The 17,340-nt window shown below is 71.0% G+C and carries 15 protein-coding genes; 5 read left to right on the top strand and 10 right to left on the bottom strand.

Annotated elements, in window-relative coordinates:
* The first annotated feature begins 169 nt into the window (after positions 1 to 169).
* The 4 genes from AC1DY5_RS14340 (at position 170) to AC1DY5_RS14355 (ending at position 5,166) form a co-directional block, all read left to right on the top strand.
* Entirely contained in the window at positions 170 to 1,120 is a 951-nt protein-coding gene (locus tag AC1DY5_RS14340; protein WP_478112270.1) for a LysR family transcriptional regulator, read from the top strand.
* 97 nt (positions 1,121 to 1,217) lie between these two features.
* On the top strand, positions 1,218 to 2,105 hold the full coding sequence (locus tag AC1DY5_RS14345; protein ID WP_478112271.1) for a LysR substrate-binding domain-containing protein: 888 nt from the start codon (positions 1,218 to 1,220) through the stop codon (positions 2,103 to 2,105).
* 79 nt (positions 2,106 to 2,184) lie between these two features.
* On the top strand, positions 2,185 to 4,173 hold the full coding sequence (locus AC1DY5_RS14350; protein WP_478112273.1) for an aconitase family protein: 1,989 nt from the start codon (positions 2,185 to 2,187) through the stop codon (positions 4,171 to 4,173).
* Between the two features lie 24 nt (positions 4,174 to 4,197).
* Positions 4,198 to 5,166, top strand: coding sequence for a Bug family tripartite tricarboxylate transporter substrate binding protein (locus tag AC1DY5_RS14355; protein ID WP_478112275.1), 969 nt, complete (start codon positions 4,198 to 4,200; stop codon positions 5,164 to 5,166).
* 34 nt (positions 5,167 to 5,200) lie between these two features.
* Here the strand turns inward: AC1DY5_RS14355 and AC1DY5_RS14360 are convergent, their stop codons facing one another.
* Positions 5,201 to 5,623 (bottom strand): FHA domain-containing protein, encoded by a 423-nt coding sequence (locus AC1DY5_RS14360; protein WP_478112276.1) that lies wholly within the window; start codon positions 5,621 to 5,623, stop codon positions 5,201 to 5,203.
* A 486-nt stretch (positions 5,624 to 6,109) separates the two neighbouring features.
* On the opposite strand from AC1DY5_RS14360, the gene AC1DY5_RS14365 reads away from it, so the two are divergent.
* Positions 6,110 to 7,486, top strand: a complete 1,377-nt coding sequence (locus tag AC1DY5_RS14365; RefSeq protein ID WP_478112277.1) for a sigma-54-dependent transcriptional regulator — start codon at positions 6,110 to 6,112, stop codon at positions 7,484 to 7,486.
* Here AC1DY5_RS14365 and AC1DY5_RS14370 read toward each other — a convergent pair.
* From AC1DY5_RS14370 to AC1DY5_RS14410, 9 genes are read right to left on the bottom strand one after another with little or no spacing between them, the layout of a single operon-like run.
* Positions 7,434 to 8,210: an amidohydrolase family protein gene (locus AC1DY5_RS14370; RefSeq protein ID WP_478112279.1), complete on the bottom strand. Its 777-nt coding sequence runs from the start codon at positions 8,208 to 8,210 to the stop codon at positions 7,434 to 7,436. The two genes, AC1DY5_RS14365 and AC1DY5_RS14370, sit on opposite strands and share 53 nt — an antisense overlap.
* 11 nt (positions 8,211 to 8,221) lie before the next feature.
* Positions 8,222 to 9,517 (bottom strand): OmpA family protein, encoded by a 1,296-nt coding sequence (locus tag AC1DY5_RS14375; RefSeq protein ID WP_478112281.1) that lies wholly within the window; start codon positions 9,515 to 9,517, stop codon positions 8,222 to 8,224.
* 24 nt (positions 9,518 to 9,541) lie between these two features.
* Entirely contained in the window at positions 9,542 to 10,276 is a 735-nt protein-coding gene (locus tag AC1DY5_RS14380; RefSeq protein ID WP_478112282.1) for a M15 family metallopeptidase, read from the bottom strand.
* A 24-nt stretch (positions 10,277 to 10,300) separates the two neighbouring features.
* A complete protein-coding gene (locus tag AC1DY5_RS14385; RefSeq protein ID WP_478112284.1) occupies positions 10,301 to 10,987 on the bottom strand; it encodes a hypothetical protein in 687 nt (228 codons plus the stop codon).
* Between the two features lie 36 nt (positions 10,988 to 11,023).
* Positions 11,024 to 11,800, bottom strand: a complete 777-nt coding sequence (locus tag AC1DY5_RS14390) for a hypothetical protein (RefSeq protein ID WP_478112286.1) — start codon at positions 11,798 to 11,800, stop codon at positions 11,024 to 11,026.
* A gap of 9 nt (positions 11,801 to 11,809) precedes the next feature.
* Complete coding sequence (locus AC1DY5_RS14395; protein WP_478112288.1) at positions 11,810 to 12,916, bottom strand: hypothetical protein; 1,107 nt, start codon at positions 12,914 to 12,916, stop codon at positions 11,810 to 11,812.
* A gap of 21 nt (positions 12,917 to 12,937) precedes the next feature.
* The gene (locus tag AC1DY5_RS14400) at positions 12,938 to 15,115 is read right to left on the bottom strand and encodes a hypothetical protein (protein ID WP_478112289.1); all 2,178 of its coding nucleotides are present in this window, start codon (positions 15,113 to 15,115) and stop codon (positions 12,938 to 12,940) included.
* A 10-nt stretch (positions 15,116 to 15,125) separates the two neighbouring features.
* Positions 15,126 to 16,460: a hypothetical protein gene (locus AC1DY5_RS14405; protein ID WP_478112291.1), complete on the bottom strand. Its 1,335-nt coding sequence runs from the start codon at positions 16,458 to 16,460 to the stop codon at positions 15,126 to 15,128.
* A 3-nt stretch (positions 16,461 to 16,463) separates the two neighbouring features.
* Positions 16,464 to 17,171, bottom strand: a complete 708-nt coding sequence (locus AC1DY5_RS14410; protein WP_478112292.1) for a hypothetical protein — start codon at positions 17,169 to 17,171, stop codon at positions 16,464 to 16,466.
* Between the last annotated feature and the right edge of the window lie 169 nt (positions 17,172 to 17,340).

Here is a 17,340-nt window from a genome sequence, read left to right on the forward strand (position 1 = left end):
GGCCTGACATGAAGTGGGCGATGGCGGCGGAAGCGCGGGATTGAATGGTCATGGTCTGGCGGTGAGGTTGATCGGGTACGAGGCGATGGGGGCAGTCTAGGAACGCCGGCAGCCTCTGCCAAGGCTCGGGATCTGAATTCATTGTTCAAATTAATGAACAATGGATCCCATGAATGACCGAAACGTCGAATCGCTCTGGACCCCTCTGCACTGGCTCGTCGTGCTGGGCCAGCAAGGCAGCTATACCGCCGCTGCGGCCCGCTTGGGCGTCAGCAAGGCCTCGGTGAGCCAGAACATCGCCGAACTCGAACGCGCCGCCGGCGTGGCGCTGGTGCGCCGGACGACCCGCAGCGTGCGGCTGACCGAGGCCGGACAGCGGCTTGCCGACGAGACGCGCGAGCCCTACGAGCGCATCGCCCACACCTTCGCCAGCGTGCGCGACCTGGCGGGCACGCCGCGCGGCCTGCTACGCGTGACGGCGCCGGTGGCACTGGCGCGCCAGCAGCTGGTGCCGCGCATCGCGGGCTTCCTGCGCGCGAATCCGCAGGTGCGGCTGGAGCTCGACCTCTCCGACCGGCTCAGCTCGCTGGCCATGGAAGGCTTCGACCTCGCGATTCGGCATGCCGTCTCGGTGCCGGACACCCATGTCGCCTGGAAACTGTGCGAGACACGGTCCGTGCTGGTGGCGAGCCGGGCCTACCTGCGGCACCGCGCCGCCCCGGGCGAGCCTGGCGACCTGGGCGCGCACGACTGCCTCTACTACCCGCGCGCGCATGACGTCCCTACCTGGACCTTCCAGTCCGAACGGCGCGGCGGCTCCGAACGCGTCACGGTCCCGATCGCGGGCCCCTTCGCGGCCAACAACAGCGAAGCCTTGCGCGATGCCGCGCTGGCGGGGCTGGGCATCGCGCTGCTGCCCGACTTCAGCGCCCAGGCGGCCTTGAAGACCGGCCGATTGGTCAGGGTGCTGCCCCGATGGGCGCCGGTCGGGACATTCGCCGAGCATCTCTACGCGATTCGCCCGTATGCGAGCCATGTGCCACTGGCCGTCTCCGCATTCGTGCAGTTCCTGCGCGACGCGTTCAAGGAGGGGTTTCAGAACGGCGAGGGGGGCGAATGACCGCGGTGGATCGAACGGCGCGCTGGCGGTGCGCTCCGGGACGCTGGTACAAAGAGGTTCCGCGCCCTGTGTCGCCCCTCGCCCGGGAAGAACTGCCTTGATCCACCGCGTCGACCCCTACAGCGTTCGACTGTTCGTCTTCGCCGCGCGCGCGGGCTCGATCGTCCGTGCCGCCGCGCAGGCGCATATCGCCCCGTCGGCGCTGAGCCGGCGGATCGCCGACCTGGAGCATGTGTTCGGCACGCCCCTGCTGATCCGTTCGCCACGCGGCATCGCGCTGACCGACGCCGGCCGCATGGTACTGACGCGCGGAGAGAAGATCGACGAGGACCTGCAGGCGCTGGTGCGCGAGGTGCAGGCCGCCGGCGACGAAGTGCGCGGGACGGTGCGGCTCTACGCCAACATGTCGGCCGTGATCGGCTTCCTGCCCGAACGGCTTCGCGCCTTCATGGCCGCGTGCCCCGAAGTCGAAGTGTCGCTGCAGGAAAACGACACGCGCGACGTCATCCGGGCCTGCCTCGACGACCGGGCCGATGTCGGCATCGGCGTCGACATGCCGGTGCCCGCGGGCCTCGAGTCCTGGCCCTTCGCGATCGACCCGCTGCAGGTGGTGCTGCCCGCCGGCCATGCGCTCGCGAAGCGCAAGGCGCTGAGCTTTGCGCAGGCGCTGGAGCAGCCACTGATCGGCGTCCACCAGGGCGGCGCCCTCGACAGTTCGCTGCACGAGCGCGCCGCCGGCCTGCACCGGCCCTTCGCGCCAACGGTGTCGGTTAGCAGCTTCGATGCGGTCTGCCGCATGGTCGAGGCCGGGCTCGGAATCGCGGTGATTCCGCAAAGCGCGGCAGCGGCCTACGCCGGCAATCCGCGTTTCGTGCGGCGCCCGCTCGACGAGCCTTGGGCCGCGCGCGAACTGCGCATGTATGCGCTGCGCAAGTCGCCGCGGGCGCGCGCCGTCGCGGCCTTGATCGACAGTCTCAAAGGGTAAGTCCGGATCTCGCGTTTTGCGAGAGCCCGTCTGCCGCATGAGCGCTTTTCGGCGGACCGCGGGCTGGCGATGATCCGGCATGCCCGCCCGTTCGCCAGCCCGCCCGCAAGCACTCCAGTTCGCCCCCGCCGTCCTCTTCCTGAGCCAGTCGGCCGATGCCGTGGCGCGCAGCCTGCAGGGCGGACGCGTGTCGCTCGCGGAGGCCCGTCCGTTGCGCGACGACGTCTCGACCGACGAGATCACACCCTTGCCGATCCTCACACACTACGACGACAAGCTCGGCCGCTACCCCTACACCGGGTTCCGGGCCGGCGCTGCGACGCCCATCGGCACCGACGCGATCCGCGCCCGTGGCATCGAGGTCGTCGTCGCCGGCAAGCGCTACGGCAAGGGTTCCTCGCGCGAGCACAGTCCGGCGGCGGAAAAGCTCGCCGGCGTCCGGCTGGTGATCGCCGAGAGCTTCGAGCGCATCTACCGCCAGAACGCCGACAACATCGGGCTCTTGACGTCGACCGACTTCGGCCTGGTCGACCGCATCCAGGCCGGCGAGCCGATCGCGCTCGACGAGCTCGTGGCGGGCCGCGATGCATTGGCCTCGGCGATCCTCCGCAGCGGCGGATTGCTTCGCTTCGGCCAGCGCTTCATGCGGGACATCCGCATCGCGTCCACGGCGATATCCACGCGCCCGCGAACCTTGTTCGAGAAGATCGTGGCGCACCACGCACTGGCCACCGAGCTGACCGCGGCCCATCCCGCGCCGGGCGACGGCGCCTTCGTGCGGGCCGACTGGCGCTTCATCCACGAGTACTACACCGGCATGGCGGCGCACATGCTGCACGCCACCTTCGGACGCCCGCTGACGCTGCACGAGCCCGGCTCGATCCTGGTGTTTGAGGACCACACCTCCTACGTCGAGGAGAGCCCCGCGCACGTACGCGGCGGGCTGGTGCCCAACGTGCATCGCATGGTCGAGGCGCAGCGCGACTTCGCGGCAGCCTACGCGCTGCGGATGCACCGCACGCTGAGCGAGGCCGAGGCGGCCGCCGACGACGGCAGCAACGTCGCCGGCATCTCGCACGCGATGGTGGCCGAGCACTACGCGCTGCCGGGGCAGTTGGTCGTCGGCACCGACTCCCACACGCCGCACAGCGGCGCGCTGGGCTGCGTGGCCTTCGGCGTCGGCACCACCGACATGGCCAATGCCTTCGTGACCGGCGCGGTGCGGCTCACCGTGCCGCAGTCGCTGCGCATCGTGCTCGACGGCTCGCTGCCGGCCGGCGCGACGGCCAAGGACCTGGTGCTGCACCTGCTGGCCCTGCCCTTCATTCGCAGCGGCGGCGGAGTCGGGAAGGTGTTCGAGTTCGGTGGCGAGGCGGTGGCGGGGCTGTCGACCGACGAACGGGCCACGCTCACCAACATGACGGCCGAGCTCGGCGGCTTCACGGGCATCGTCGCGCCCGACACGGAAACGGTGCGCTTCCTGCGCGAGCGGCGCGGCATCGACTTCGCGATCGAGCCCTGGATGCGCAGCGACGAGGGCGCCGAATATGAGCGGACCCTGCGCGTCGATTGCAACCGCGTGCCGCCGATGGTGGCGCGCCCGGGCGACCCCGGCAACAGCCTGCCTTTGGCCCAGGTGGAGGCCCCGGTGCGCATCGACATCGCCTACGGCGGATCGTGCACCGCCGGCAAGCGTGAGGATTTCGACCACTACCACGCGGTGCTGCGCTGGGCCGCCGACCGCGGGCTGAAGGTGGCGCCGAACGTTCAGCTCTTTTTGCAGTTCGGCACCACGGCCGTGCGCGACCACTGCGTGGCGCAGGGCTACTTGGATGCGTTCGAGTCGGTCGGCGCGCGCCTGCTGCAGCCTTCGTGCGGCGCCTGCGGCAACTGCGGCCCCGGCGGCTCCGTGAGTGCCGGCCAGATCACGGTGAGCGCCATCAACCGCAACTTTCCGGGCCGCGGCGGTCCGGGCCAGGTCTGGCTCGCGAGCCCGCCGACCGTGGCGGCCAGCGCGATCGCCGGCGAACTGGTGTCCTTCGAGACGCTGCAGCAGCGGCACGCCTGAATCCACAAAACCAGGAGACGACCCATGAACCCCACTCCCTCCCGGCGCGCCGCGCTGGCCTTGCTGCTGGCCTTCGGCTGCCTCGCCACCGCGCAAGCGCAGTCCGACAAGCCGCTGCGCCTGATCGTCCCGCTGGCGGCCGGCTCCACGGTCGATGCCGTGGCGCGCGCCATCGCGCCGGGCTTCGGCAAGGCGACCGGCCGCCCGATCGTGGTCGAGAACGTGGTCGGCGCCGGTGGCATTCCGGGCACCAGCCAGGTCGTGAAGGCGCCCAAGGACGGCCTGACGCTCGGCATGATCTCGTCGAACCATGTCATCAATCCGGGCATTTACAAGACGGTCCCCTACGACAGCCTGAGGGACATCACGCCGATCGCCGTGCTCGCCACGGTGCCGCTGGTGCTGGTGGTCAACCCGGCGCTCCCGGTCAAGAACCTCCAGGAACTGCTGGCCTATGCCAAGGCCAACCCCGGCAAGCTCAACTATGGGTCGGCCGGCAACGGCAGCACCCTGCACCTGGCGGGCGAACTGCTCATCAGCGAGACCGGCATCGACATGAAGCATGTGCCATACCGCGGCACCGGCCCGCTCATCACCGACCTGATCGGGGGCCAGGTGCAACTGGGATTCGTCTCGATCTCGCAGGTCGCGCCGCAGGTGAAGGCCGGGGCGCTGAGGGCGCTGGCGGTATCGACGCCCTCGCGCTCCGCCGCGCTGCCCGAGCTGCCGACGGTGGCGGAGGCCGGCGTGCCCAAGTACGGCTTCGACGCCTGGATCGCGCTGATCGGTCCGGCCGGCCTGCCAAAATCGATCGTCGATAGCGACTACGCCGCAGTCAAGGCCGCGCTCGCATCGCCCGAGGCGCAGACCGCGATGGCGGCGCAGGGGCTCACGATCCTCGACAAGGGGCCCGATCTGGCACCGGCCTTCTTCCAGGCGGAGCTGACGAAACACCAGAAGCTGGTGAAGCAGTCCGGCGCCACGCTGGACTGAACCGACCCGGGCTCCCGCGCCCGAGTGATTCGTCTCAGAGCTTGCCTCGGCGGCTCACCGGCACGCCGGGGGCCGTCGGCGCATCCGAGTGCGAAGCTGCCTGGCCGACGTTCACCAGCAGCCCGTGCATGGTCAGCAGGCGCAGCGCCTCGACCTGGGTGAACTCCTGATCGGTCGCGACGAAGCGCATCTCGTAGCGGCCCAGGCGTATGGCATCGCCATGGACCAGGACCTGACTCTCGATCCGGACGTCGTTCACGAAGGTGCCATTGCGGCTGCCGAGATCCGTGATCGTGACGAAGGCCTGTTCGACGTCGATCACCGCATGGTCGCGACTGGCCTGGGCGGAGTCGACGATCACGTCGTTGGTCGCGCTGCGGCCCACCTTGTTGTCGTGGGGGTTGAGTTGCACTTGCCGGGTCTCGCCGGCCGCGGTCATCATGAGCAGCATCGGCATCGCGCGCTCCTTACCCGTACGCATCGAAAGCTGCTGCGGGATTTCGAAAAGTTGTTCATGGAGGTCGCGGTCAGTCTTCGATTATCGGCGGCGCGCGCCCTTGTTGAAGGGCCGCGGCGACCGGATCGCCGCCTCGCCACGCCGCCGGGAGCGTCAATACGCCGAAGAGGGGGCAACGCCGGCAACATTCGGCGTAGGCCGAATGCCGGATCGCGGGGCGCAGCCGAAAGTCAGGAGCGATACGCCCTGCGGGGCTTGATTCCTCCGTCGCAGAGGATTAGGAAAGCGACCCCAGTTCGCCGCCTGGGTCCCGATCGGCACAAGAAATGAAAACTTTGGACCCAATCCCGTCGTCGACATGGCGACGCGCGTAACAAGCGCTCACGCCTCTTGCGAACTGCGTCTGCAACGCATCACAGGCTTCCGTCGTATTTCGCCGAGCATAGCGAACGCTCACACTGTCTCCCCGCTCGACAGGAGGAGCCCATGCATCGAGCCGACGTGTCGCCGACTGCGTGGATTCAATTCTTCGATCCGCTTCCGGCGGCCGTCCGCGAGGCGGTGCTCGCCCTCCTGCACCGATCGGGACTGCAGACGACGCCGATGCCCGCCGACGCACAAGACTACGGGCTGATAGTGCTGGGGGCGGTCAACGACCGGATCCTCGAACAGTTGCGCCTGGCCAGCCGCCGCGCGGTGGTGCTGGTGCTGGTGGTCGCGCCCGGCAGGCTGTCGGCCGCCGAGGCCTGGTCGCTGCTGCGCGCCGGCGCCGCCGACGTGATGCGGTGGACCCCCTTGCCCGCCGACGCCGCGCAGGTATGCGCCCGGCTGTCCCGGCTGCGCACTGTGCAGGCGCTGGTCGACAGCCCGCGCGTGTGCGGTGTCCTGGTCGGCCACAGCCCGGCTTGGCGGGCGCTGGTCCGGCAGGTAGTCGAGGTGGCGGTGTTCTCGCAGGGGCCGGTGCTGATCACCGGCGAGAGCGGCACCGGCAAGGAACTGATCGCGCGGCTGATCCATGACCTCGACCGCCGCGCCGATAAGGGGTCGATGGTGATCGTCGACTGCACCACCATCACGCCCGAGCTCTCCGGCAGCGAGTTCTTCGGCCACGAACGCGGCGCCTTCACGGGCGCGATGAACCCGCGCGAGGGCGCGTTCGCGCAGGCCCACCGCGGCACGCTGTTCCTCGACGAGATCGGCGAACTGCCACCGCCGCTGCAGGCCCAGCTGCTGCGGGTGGTGCAGGAAGGCAAGTACAAGCGCGTCGGCAGCAATGCCTGGCAGCACACCGCGTTCCGGCTGGTGTCGGCGACCCACCGCGATCTCGATGCGGGCGTGGCTGACGGTAGCTTCCGCGCCGACCTCTACTACCGCATCGCCGGATCGATCTGCCGCACGCCGCCGCTGGCCGAGCGCAAGGAGGACGTGCTCGCACTGGCGACCCATTTCCAGGCCGGCTTCGACGATGCCGAGGGCGGCGACGGCTTCGACGAGCCGGTCTGCCAGTACCTGAAGGCGCGCGACTACCCGGGCAACGTGCGCGAGCTGCGGCGGGTGGTCTCGTGGCTGTGCCATCGGCACGCCGGTGGCGGGCCGATCACCATCGGCGACGTCCCCGAGGACGAGCGGCCGGCGGCCATCGCGCCCTCGCGCGATGCGCTGGAGGGCTGCTTCGAGCGGGCGGCGCGCGATGCGATCGAGCTCGGCCTCGGCCTGAAGGAGATCGGCCAGGCCGCGACCGACTGCGCGATCCGGCTCGCGATCGAACGCGAGCAGGGCAACCTGCACCGGGCGGCACAGCGGCTCGGCGTCACCGACCGCGCACTGCAGTTGCGGCGGGCGCAGCAGCGTCCCTTGCATTGAGGCCCAGCAGCCGCGCCAGGTTGCCGCCCAGCACTTGCGCCTCGTCCTCCGGCGTCAGCTGCAGCAGCCGGATCTTCTCGAGCTCCAGGGCCGGATGCAGCCATGGGCCGTCGGAGCCGAACAGGATCTTGTGGGCGCCGGCCCGCCGCACCGCCTGCTGCAATAGGTCGAAGCGGCGGATGCCCGACGTGTCGGCATAGACGTTCGGATGGCGCTCGAGGTGATCGATCAGTGCCAGCTGGGCCCGCCAGTCGTCGGCGAAGCTGCCCAGGTGCGGAATGATGAAGACGACGTCCGGGTACTGCCCGGCCAGCAGCTCGACCACCCAGGATTCGCCGGCCAGGTCGTAGAGCACCGGCAGCCGGAGCCGGCGCGCGGCATCGCAGATCTCGCGGCTGATGGCGGCGTCGTGCCGGTGCACCTTGATGCCCGCGAAGCCATAGCGCTGCACGGCGGTGCTCAGCATCGGCAGCACGCGGCCACGGTCGCGTTGAGCGTGCACCATGGCGAAGCCGATGAAGCGCTCGGGCCGGGCGGCGACGATCCGCGACAGTGCAAGATTGGCCTGCGCATAGTCCGAATGGAAGGCCGGCAGCAGCACGCTGCGCGCGATGCCGGCGCGGGCCGCGCGCCGCAGGTAGGCATCGAGCGGTGCGTCGGTGTCCCAGGGGCCGGTCAGGCCGTCGCCCTGGCCGGCATGGCAGTGGCAATCGATGCGAAGCATGGCTGCGGCGCTCAGGGCATGCACTGGGCACGCTGCAGGTTGGCCTGCGCCTCGCGCCGCAGCGCCGCCAGGTCTTTCGCCGCGTACTTGGCGGCCAGCGCCCGGCGGCCGGCCGGCGAAGACTGGCCGGCACCGACCGTGGGCGAGCCGCCGGTGGCCTTGAAATTGCCGTTGCGAAAACTGTCGAGCCGGCGCCGCGCTCGCGGCCTGCCCTGGGGATCGCGCCCGCAGGCCGGCAAGGGGGCGCCGACCGCGGGCGGCGGCGACACCGGCCGCGGCCGGTAGACGTGCATGAAGATCTCCTGCGCCTTCACGAAAGTGCGCAGGGCTTGGGTCCACAGCGCCGGCTCGATGCCCGAGTCGATGCACAGGAAGGCGAACTCCGCGAACAGGAAGAAGAAGTCGCCGTTAGGCTCGCCGACGCCGGCGCTGCGGTCGGCCGCGATCGGGCTGCGCAGCTGGCCGTTGGCGAAGCGCTCGAAGCAGGTCTGGAAGGCGCCGAACTCGATGCCGCCACGGCCATCCTCGAAGTACTCGCGGAACAGCGCCAGCTGACCCGCCGAGAGCCGCAGCGCGCTGTTGCGCAGCGCCCCCGGGGGCAGCGCCTTGGGCGGCGGCACGCGGCCGGCCAGGGCTTCGCTGGCGCGCAGGTCGCGGCGCGCCAGCAGCTCGGGCACCAGCGCGCCGACGTCGGCGCTGCGCTGCGCCTTCTGCGTCGCGTTGAGGTTCGGGTAGGCCGGAATGCCGAAGGTCGGGTCGCCCGGCAGGAAGCGCAGGTCGTACTGGGCGAAGAAGGCATTGCAGCCGGTGCCGAGAAAGACCTCCACGCGCCGGTTCATGGCCCGGCCGTCGGCCGTCGCATTGGAAACCACGGGCCGCGTCTCGCCGAGCGTCTGGGGCACGATGGTGAGCTTGCCCGCCGGCACCGGGCCGAGCGCCGCGAGGGCGGCGCGCAGCTTGGTCTCGACCGCCTTCGCACGGCGCTCGGCCAGGCCGAGGTTGTAGCTGGCCTTGCCGGTCGGGTCGGTGTGGCCGACCAGCCGCACGGTCTCGATCGGATCGCCCGAGACCCGGCTCGCGACCACCAGGCGCGCGATGCGGTCGATGATCTCGTCGTGCGCTGCGGGCACGGCCGGGCCGTCGAAGGCGAAGCGGTCGAGCACCACGAAGGGCCGGTTGCGGATCGTCAACGTCGGCAGCACCACCGGCGGCGCCGGCTTCTTCTTCGCCTGCCCCGACTCGAACTCGAACTCGAATTCCGCCTCGCCGGCGGGCGCGAGCGTCTCGAACATGGCTTCGTCGTTCATGGTGTGTCTCCTCGCACCCGGTGCTCAGGTGCCGGTGGTGGACCAGTGCCACGGCTCCTTCGGGTAGTTCTTCAATCCGAAGCGCGCCGCGTTGCGCTGCAGCCAGCCGAAGCCGGGCGTGTCCTTGAACTGCTGCGCCATCTGCGAGCCGTACTTGAAGTCGATCGCCAGCCCGCGCTCGTGCATCGAGGTGCCGGGCTTGGCGGTCGGCGGCGTGCATGCGCTCGGCGACTTGTCATAGATGTCGTAGGGCGTCGGGCCGCAGTTCTTCTTGCGCACCGCGATCTGCTCGGCCGGCGAGCGAAAGCCGCTGCCGCCGAGCGGCACGCCGTCGGCCTGGGCGGCAGCCAGTAGGGCGTCAAGCTGGGCCGCGATCTGGCGCGCCACCAGGATGCCGCGCACGTTGACGATGTCGGACTCTCCCGCGGCGGGCGGCGCCGCCGGTGCGGCCGGCGCCGAGGGCCGCGGCGTCGAGCGCACCAGCCGGTCGCGGATCGCCATCCATTCGGCGGCCAGTGCATTGAAGCCGGACTCGCTGCTGCGCAGCGGCGCCCCATTGCGCTCCGGATGGCGGGCGAAGAACACCAGGTCGGTCAAGGTGTTCTCGTCGCGAAAGCCGGCGCTGGCGGCACGCTGGATCGCCAGCGTTTCATTCCTTGCCTTCAGGGCATCCATCACCGGCTTCGGAAAGCCGACGAAGCTGAACTCCTCCTCGAACTCGGCCGATCGGCCGGCGGAGGTCGGGAACGGGCGGTACATGGCGGTCTCCGGTCGCGGCGGGTCTCAGGTGCCGAGCAGCACGATGTGGCGGCCGTGGCGCTGCCAGCGGCCGGACATCGCGCGGCTGCTGCCGGCTTCGAACTCGCCCTCGCCCTGGTACTCGTACTCTGCCTCCGCCTCCGCCTCGCTCATGAGCTCGGCCTCGTTGGCCGCGAAGGCCGGCACGTGGGCCCGGGCGGCGGCCAGCAGTGCTTCGCGCACCGCCGCTTCGGGCGAGGTGCCGGGCGCCGCGGCGCTGGCCTGCTGCGCCGCGCTGGCCGCGACCCGCACGAAGCGCCGCGCGATCTCGAACTCGGCCTCTTCGCTCTCCATCTCGCCGAATTCCATCTCGAGCGCCTTGCTGACCGCGCTGCCGAGCGCACTGCCGATCGCGGTGCCGACCCCCGGGATCGGGATGAAGGAGCCGAGCGCGCCGCCGACCAGCGGCAGGGCCTGCTTCGCCAGCCCCTTGAGGGCCCCGCCGAGCGGCTTGAGCACCTTGCTGCCGACGAAGGAGCCGACCTTCTTGAGGCCGCGGCCGATGCCTTTGAAGAGCTTGCCGAGGAACTGCTCCCACTCGGCTTCGTTCGAGACGCCGAGCAGCTCCATCGCGAGCTCGACCTCCTCGGATTCGCTGAGCGGCGCGCGGGCGCCAAGGCTGCGCTGGCGGCGCGACTGGCACGTTTGACAGGGGCAGGAAGGCGTGTGCATGGTGGTCTCCTTGGGTTCATGGCTTCGCGAATGGCCTCAGGCCCCGGCTTCGAAGGCCTGCTCGAACTCGCGCGACTTGACGTTGGCCAGCTGGCCGCCCTGCGAACGGCGTCCGAAGCGGTCGATGACCGCGGCCTCGACCCGGCCCAGCTGGGCCGGCGTGGCGCCGCGCATCGGCGTCAGCTTGACGCTGAAGCGGCCGACGCCGAGCTTCAGGTGCGTGAGGCACCACAGGTGCTGCTGCAGCCGGCGCCGCAGCGAATTGGCGCGGCCGACGTAGAGCCGCTCGCCGTTCTTGTAGATCGTGTAGATGCCGGCGCCGGCTGAGCGCGGATCGGCGATCGCGGCCGCCAGGCTCATCGTTCCCGGCGCCAACTCGCCCTCGGGCGCGTCGGATGGCGCGTCCGCAGGCGCGTCCGCAGGCGCGGCCTCGGGCGGTGCCGCATCGGCAGCAGGGGGCGCCGCGGCTGCGGGGCCGCGCTGCAGGCATTCCTGGACGCAGTGCCAGGTGTCGGACCCCGCCGGAACGCCGAAGGGCTCGGCCACGAAAGGCAGCGGGTAGCCGCCGCCGACCGGCGGCCAGGGCATCGGCGGGCGCGGCACGCGAGGCCGAGGACGCGGTCGGCGCTGTGGCGGGCGCGCCGGCGGACGGCGCGGGGCGGCCCGCTGCGGTCGAACGCGCCTTGGCTGCATCCGGCCGCGGCCGAGCTCGCCTTCGAAGGCTTCATCGAGGATCTCGAACGCTTCCTGCGAAGGTCCGGCCGCGAGCATGCCGGTGAAAGGCTGCTCGGCAAAGATTGCGGGATGGTCCATGACGGCTCCTCAGTGGATGGCGTGGGTCAACGCCGCGAACGGCGCGGCGGCTTGGCCGGCCCGGGCCAGCAGCTGCTCCACGCGGTCGATCTGCGCCTGGCGATGCAGGGCGGTGACGATGAAGGTCAGGCGCGGCGCCAGCTCCTGGCAGCCACGGGTCAGCAGTGCCCGCACGCCGCCGGCGTGCAGCCGGCGCAACAGCAGCGGCGCCAGTTCCGGGCCCTGGCGCGAGACGAAGGACTGGACCGGGAACGGCAGCCGGCCGACCGGCTCCAGCCCGGCCTGCGCCAGCGTCTCGCGCAAGCGCAGCACCAGCTGCAGCAGCCGGGCCCGCCAGCCCTCGCCGAAGCGCGCGCCGAGCGCCACGGCCTGCCGCGCGGCAGCCACCGCCACGCTCGACGGCGGGCTGCAGTGCAGCCGGGTCTCGCTGTCGCGCACGAAGCGCTCGATCAGCGCGTGGCTGCCCGACAGGACCGTCAGCGGCGCGCCGAAGCCCTTGGCGAGCGAGGCGCCGACCGCGATCTGCGCGCCGGCCACGCCCTGGAAGCCCAGCGACCCGCCGCCGCCATGGCCGAAGGGACAGGCCGCGGAGGGCCCCCGGCCCAGGATGCCGAGCGCCTGCGTGTCGTCGAGGACCAGCAGGCCGCCGCCCTCGCCCGCGATGCGCGCATAGGCCGCGAGCGGCGCCGGCCGGTTGCAGCCCGGACAGAAGCCGTCACAGACCACCACCGGCCGCAGGCCGTCGCGCAGCGCAGCCCGCGCCAGCTGCGCCAGCGCCGCTGGGTCGTGATGCGCGAAGCGGCGAACCACGGCGCCGGCCGCGGCCGCCCCTTCGGCGCTCCAGTGCAGGATCGGATAGGCGCCGGCGTCGAGCAGCAGCGCTGATCGCGTCTCGCGCGCCAGCTGCCGCAGCAGGTCCCAGAACAGATGCAGCGTCGACGGCAGCAGCGTCGCCGCGGCCAGCCCCTGCAGCCGGGCCAGCGCCGCGGCGGCGGCTTCGGCTCCCTCGGGCTCGGCGAGCGCCGCCGGCTGGCCCCGCGTCAGCGAAGTCCAGGGCGGCAGGCCGGCGCTCGCATGCCGCAGCCCGAGGTACAGCGCGCTCGTGAAGTCGGACATGGCAGGGCTCCCGCGGACGCCTCAGGCCGCCCGCTGCTGCGTCGCCAGCCGCCGCTGCAGCAGCACCGAAGGCAGGGTCGCGTCGACCTTGGCATCGGGCGACTCCAGCGCCAGCTCGACCCCGGTGACCGAGCGGTAGGCGTGGCTGTAGCCCTGGATCTGCGGCCGGAAGAAGCGCGCCCAGTTGAAGGCCTGCAGCGGGTCCTGCACATCGCTCCAGTGGCCCCAGCGGATCGACAGCAGGATCTGCTCGCCGAAGATCGCTAGGTTGCGGAAGTGCAGCACGCTGGTGTCGGTCCAGCCCTGCACCTTCTTCATCGCATCGACGCGGTCCATCCAGGGCTCGGGGTAGGCGGTCATGATCCGGGTCGGCAGGAACTCGCGGAACTCGGGCCGGGCCAGCAGCCATTGCTGCATCAGCATCTCGATGCGGGCGGTCGACGGCAGGTCGCCGAACTGGTTGTGCGCGCCCTGCGACAGGATCAGGTGCACTTCCTTCAGCGCGTTGAGCACCGGGAAGGCGTCGGCCTTGACCGTCGTGTCGTCGTCCTGCTTGAAGAAGCTGGTGCAGTAGCGCAGCAGGTTGTGGAAGGCCTCGAGGAAACGCGAACGGCTGTCGGCCGCCTGCATGCGCTGCACAGCCTTGCCCTCGAGCCGCAGCCCGTAGTGGTGGTCGTACTCGTAGTTGCGGCGCACGATGCTCAGGCGGTGCTGCTCGTCCTGCACATAGCCCCACAGCACGTTGTTGAGCGGGCGCAGCGGGTCGATCTCGAGATTGGCCAGCGGGTCGCGCTCGCTCGAACGCACGTTCTGGAAGCGGCGCGCGATGCTGTTCATGGTCTGCACCAGCATCCCTTCCTCGTGCCAGTAGGACCAGATCAGCTCGAGCATGCAGGGGTTGGCCAGCTTGTCCTGCAGGATGCCCGTGCACTGGCCGAGACGCTCGGGGTCGATGTCGAGCGGGTTCAGCTTGATCGCGATATCGGGCAGCTTCGAGCGGATCACCGCCAGGTAGGGCAAGGTCTTCTCGCCCGGCTGGCCGCCGAGGATCTGCACCAGGTAGTCCTCGGTGAAGACGTCCTCGATCGCACCGATCGGCAGCGGCAGGTCGCGCCGCTTCAGGTAGGCTTGGTCGCGCGTCTCGTCGAAGGGCCGGCGCGGCGTCAGCACGCCGCAGTTCACCATCACGAAGGCCTCGGTGGCGGCCTTGACCGCCCGGTAAGCGTCCGAGTCGGTGAAAGGCAGCAGCCGGCGGAAGCGCAACTGATCGCGCAGCGCACGCTTCTGGCCGAAGCGCTCGCGCTCGAAATCGGGCAAGTCCGTGAGGTCGTCGTCGCCGCAGAACAGCATGTTCATGAAGCGCAGGTAGCTGTTGAACGACATCTGCTCGGTGCTGTTGAGGATGCCCTGCCAGAACGACAGGTCGGCGGTCGACACGGTGCCGGTGCGCAGCAGCGCCACGCCGAGGTCGCCGGTGACCGCCTGCGTCGGACGCTCGCCGGCATCGATGGTGGTGGCGCCGCCGATGCGCGCGTCGCCGCCGGGGATCGGGCCGCCGAGGTCCGGGTCGGCAATCAGCGGGGCGTAGACCGCATACCGCAGCTCCTGCAGCCCCGCGGACGGAATGGTCCAGTGCGAGACTAGCGGGTTGGCCGGGTCGACCCGCGCGCGCGGCGGGTGCTGCACCTGCAGCAGCCGGGTGGCCGAGTTGGTGTAGTCGATCCGGAACTCGATCACGTCGCCTTCGCGCCCGAGACCCATCCCCAGGCTGTTCGGCGGGCAGTCGTCGCGCAGCAGCGTGGTGGTGGCGCCGACGTGCAGGCCGAGCTCGATGCAGGCCTCGTGCTCGCAGCCGGGCTCGACGTCGAGGTAGACCGGCTCGACCGGCAGCTGATTGTGGCAGCGCAGCACATAGTGGCCCGGCGGCTGCTTGTGGAAAGCACCGCGGCCGTCGACGCCCGTGGTTTGCGTGGCGATGTACTGCTCGGACCATGCAGAGGACGGCGGCGGCGCGGAACCGCCGCGACGCCGGCCCGTGGGGGTGGTCGCGGTGCCCGAGGCGTCGCCGGGCACCGGCTCGTCGTGAAGCAGCCGGTAGAGGCTGCAGCTGGCGCCGGACACCGGCCGGCCCTCGTCTTGAACATGGAAGCGGACGCTTCCGGGCCGCAGATCGCCGGCGGCAGGGGATTGGGTAGCCATGTGAGTCTCCTTAAACAACCGTCAGGCCGAGTTCGTGCCGTGAACGCACGGCAAACATCCTTGCGGCGTCCGCTGTGGCGCCAGCGCAGGTCGTGGCACCCTGCAGCGCGCCGCGCAACGCCCAGTGCGTCAGCAGCTTCGCGAACAGGTGGCTTTCTTCTTCGGGCGTGATCTGCCCGTTGGCACGGGCCTGGCCCAGCACCGCGAACACAAGCGTGGGCGGCGCCCGATAGAGCGCCGCGGGCGCACCGCGCCAAGTCTGGAAGATCGCCGCCAGCCGCGCCGGCTGCCGATCGGCCACGCCCAGCGCCTCCTTCAGCGAGCGCCCGCGCAGGCTGCGCGGACGATGGTCGACCAGCAGGCCGACGAAGCCCGGCATCGCCGACAGCAGCTCGTCGAACAGGCGACGGGTGCCGGCGTCCAGGCCATCGAGCGGGTAATACGAATCCCACAGCGCCGACAGCCGCGCCCACTGGGGATGCGGATACATCGCCTGCCCCATCGCGCAGGAGAGCCGCACCCGTATCCACGGCACCGGGTGCGGATCGTCCAGGTTGAGCCGGAACATGAAGGCGCGCGGCAGGCTCACGACGCCCATCAGGCCGATCGTGGCCGCGATGCCGAGACGGGCACAGGACCAGAAGTCGCTCAGGATCTCGCCGATCCAGCGCTCGAACAGGCGCCAGGCATGGCCGCCGTTGCGCTGCATGCCCTGCAGCAGCGGCCTGAGCGAGCTCGCGAGGTCGAGCAACGCCGAGGCCTGGTGGCCGACCTCGTGGATCAGCGACGAGGCGATGCCGCTGCCCACCATGCGCTCGCGCGGCACGCGGATCACCGCCACCGGGTTCTCGCCGCCGCCCGGCAGGCGGGTGCGGGCGCGCCGGATCGCGGCGCCGACGCCGCGGTCCAGGTAGCACATGAGGGGCGGCACCTCGTAGTAGGCCGGCAGCGCCAGCGCATCGGCGGCGACGATGTCGAGGCCGCAGAGCCAGACGCCCGTGTCGTGCTCGCTGCGCTGCGAGATGACGTCGTTGAAGAGATCGAACTGCGTCAGCACGGCGTTGAACTTGAGGCGCAGGATCGTGAAGCGGCGCTGCGCCTCGGCCGCGCTGGCCCGCTGCACCGGCGCACCGTGCAGCCAGGCCAGGAAGCCCAGCACCATCGCGCGCATCTCGCGCCGGCCGGCCACCAGGTAGCGCTCGGTCGCGGCCTGCGCACCGGGCTGCAGCGCGGCGGCCGGCAGCATCGGTTCGAGCAGCGCGAAGGGCTTGACCCGGGCCAGGCGCGTGAGCAGGGCGCGCGCCTCCTGGGCGAGCATCCATGCGGCGAAGGGGCTGATGGTCATCGCTCACACCCCGTAGAGCACGATCTTGGTGCCGCGGCGCATCCAGCGGCCACTGCGGCCGCCGCTCGTGCCCGGGGACGGTCCGCCGGCGGCGCCGCGCGCGGCATTGAGCAGGCCGGGCGCCAGCTTCTGGGCGGCCGAGATCGCGGCGCTCTGCGCCACCGCGCGCGGGTCCGCGCCGGCAGGCGCCGAGGCCGCCTGCTTCACGGTGTCGGCGGCCAGCCGCACGAACTGCTTGGCACCTTCGAACTCGCGGTCTTCCTGCTCGAGCGACTCGGCCTCCAGGCCCAGCGCGCTGCCGGCCGCCGATGCCAGGCCGCTGCCGATCTTGGCGCCCAGCGGACCGCCCAGGTAGGCGCCGACCGCGCCGCCGGCCAGCGGCAGCGCCTTCTTGGCCACGCCCTTGAGCACGCCGCCCACGGCCTGCCCGATCGGCGAACGCACCGCCGAGCCGACCGCGCGCGCGGCACGGCCGAGCAGATTGCCGAGGAAGCGGTCGAGCTCGGCCTCGTTCGTGACCTCGAGCAGCTCGCTCGCGAGCTCGGCCTCGTCCGCTTCGTTGAGCACGGTCTCGCCGTAACTCTCGAAGCTCTCGCCGTAGCTCTCGCCATAACTTTCGCCCGACCATTCCTGCTGGCCGAACTCGTAGGCGCCGGATTCGTAGCTGGACTCGGGGTTGTACTCCAGCTGGGTGCGATCGATGTCATGCATAGCGGTCTCCTTGGATGAAGCGGAAGAGGCGCGAGCGCCTCGGCGGCGATCCCTGCGGATCAGGGGTTCAGCACGGTCACGCCCGCGCCGTGGCGGATCCATCGGCCGGCGTATGGCGGAGGCGCGGCGCGGGCCGCGTCGCGGACCTGCGTCCAGCCCGGTGCGAAGC

Source organism: Variovorax sp. P4_D9 (assembly GCF_056401695.1).

Excerpts from the sequence above, each read along its gene's own strand:
- AC1DY5_RS14340 (WP_478112270.1), top strand. The coding sequence starts at position 170 with ATGAATGACCGAAACGTCGAATCGCTCTGGACCCCTCTGCACTGGCTC.
- AC1DY5_RS14350 (WP_478112273.1), top strand. The coding sequence starts at position 2,185 with ATGCCCGCCCGTTCGCCAGCCCGCCCGCAAGCACTCCAGTTCGCCCCC.
- AC1DY5_RS14355 (WP_478112275.1), top strand. The coding sequence starts at position 4,198 with ATGAACCCCACTCCCTCCCGGCGCGCCGCGCTGGCCTTGCTGCTGGCC.
- AC1DY5_RS14360 (WP_478112276.1), bottom strand. The coding sequence starts at position 5,623 with ATGCCGATGCTGCTCATGATGACCGCGGCCGGCGAGACCCGGCAAGTG.
- AC1DY5_RS14365 (WP_478112277.1), top strand. The coding sequence starts at position 6,110 with ATGCATCGAGCCGACGTGTCGCCGACTGCGTGGATTCAATTCTTCGAT.
- AC1DY5_RS14370 (WP_478112279.1), bottom strand. The coding sequence starts at position 8,210 with ATGCTTCGCATCGATTGCCACTGCCATGCCGGCCAGGGCGACGGCCTG.
- AC1DY5_RS14375 (WP_478112281.1), bottom strand. The coding sequence starts at position 9,517 with ATGAACGACGAAGCCATGTTCGAGACGCTCGCGCCCGCCGGCGAGGCG.
- AC1DY5_RS14380 (WP_478112282.1), bottom strand. The coding sequence starts at position 10,276 with ATGTACCGCCCGTTCCCGACCTCCGCCGGCCGATCGGCCGAGTTCGAG.
- AC1DY5_RS14385 (WP_478112284.1), bottom strand. The coding sequence starts at position 10,987 with ATGCACACGCCTTCCTGCCCCTGTCAAACGTGCCAGTCGCGCCGCCAG.
- AC1DY5_RS14390 (WP_478112286.1), bottom strand. The coding sequence starts at position 11,800 with ATGGACCATCCCGCAATCTTTGCCGAGCAGCCTTTCACCGGCATGCTC.
- AC1DY5_RS14395 (WP_478112288.1), bottom strand. The coding sequence starts at position 12,916 with ATGTCCGACTTCACGAGCGCGCTGTACCTCGGGCTGCGGCATGCGAGC.
- AC1DY5_RS14400 (WP_478112289.1), bottom strand. The coding sequence starts at position 15,115 with ATGGCTACCCAATCCCCTGCCGCCGGCGATCTGCGGCCCGGAAGCGTC.
- AC1DY5_RS14405 (WP_478112291.1), bottom strand. The coding sequence starts at position 16,460 with ATGACCATCAGCCCCTTCGCCGCATGGATGCTCGCCCAGGAGGCGCGC.
- AC1DY5_RS14410 (WP_478112292.1), bottom strand. The coding sequence starts at position 17,171 with ATGCATGACATCGATCGCACCCAGCTGGAGTACAACCCCGAGTCCAGC.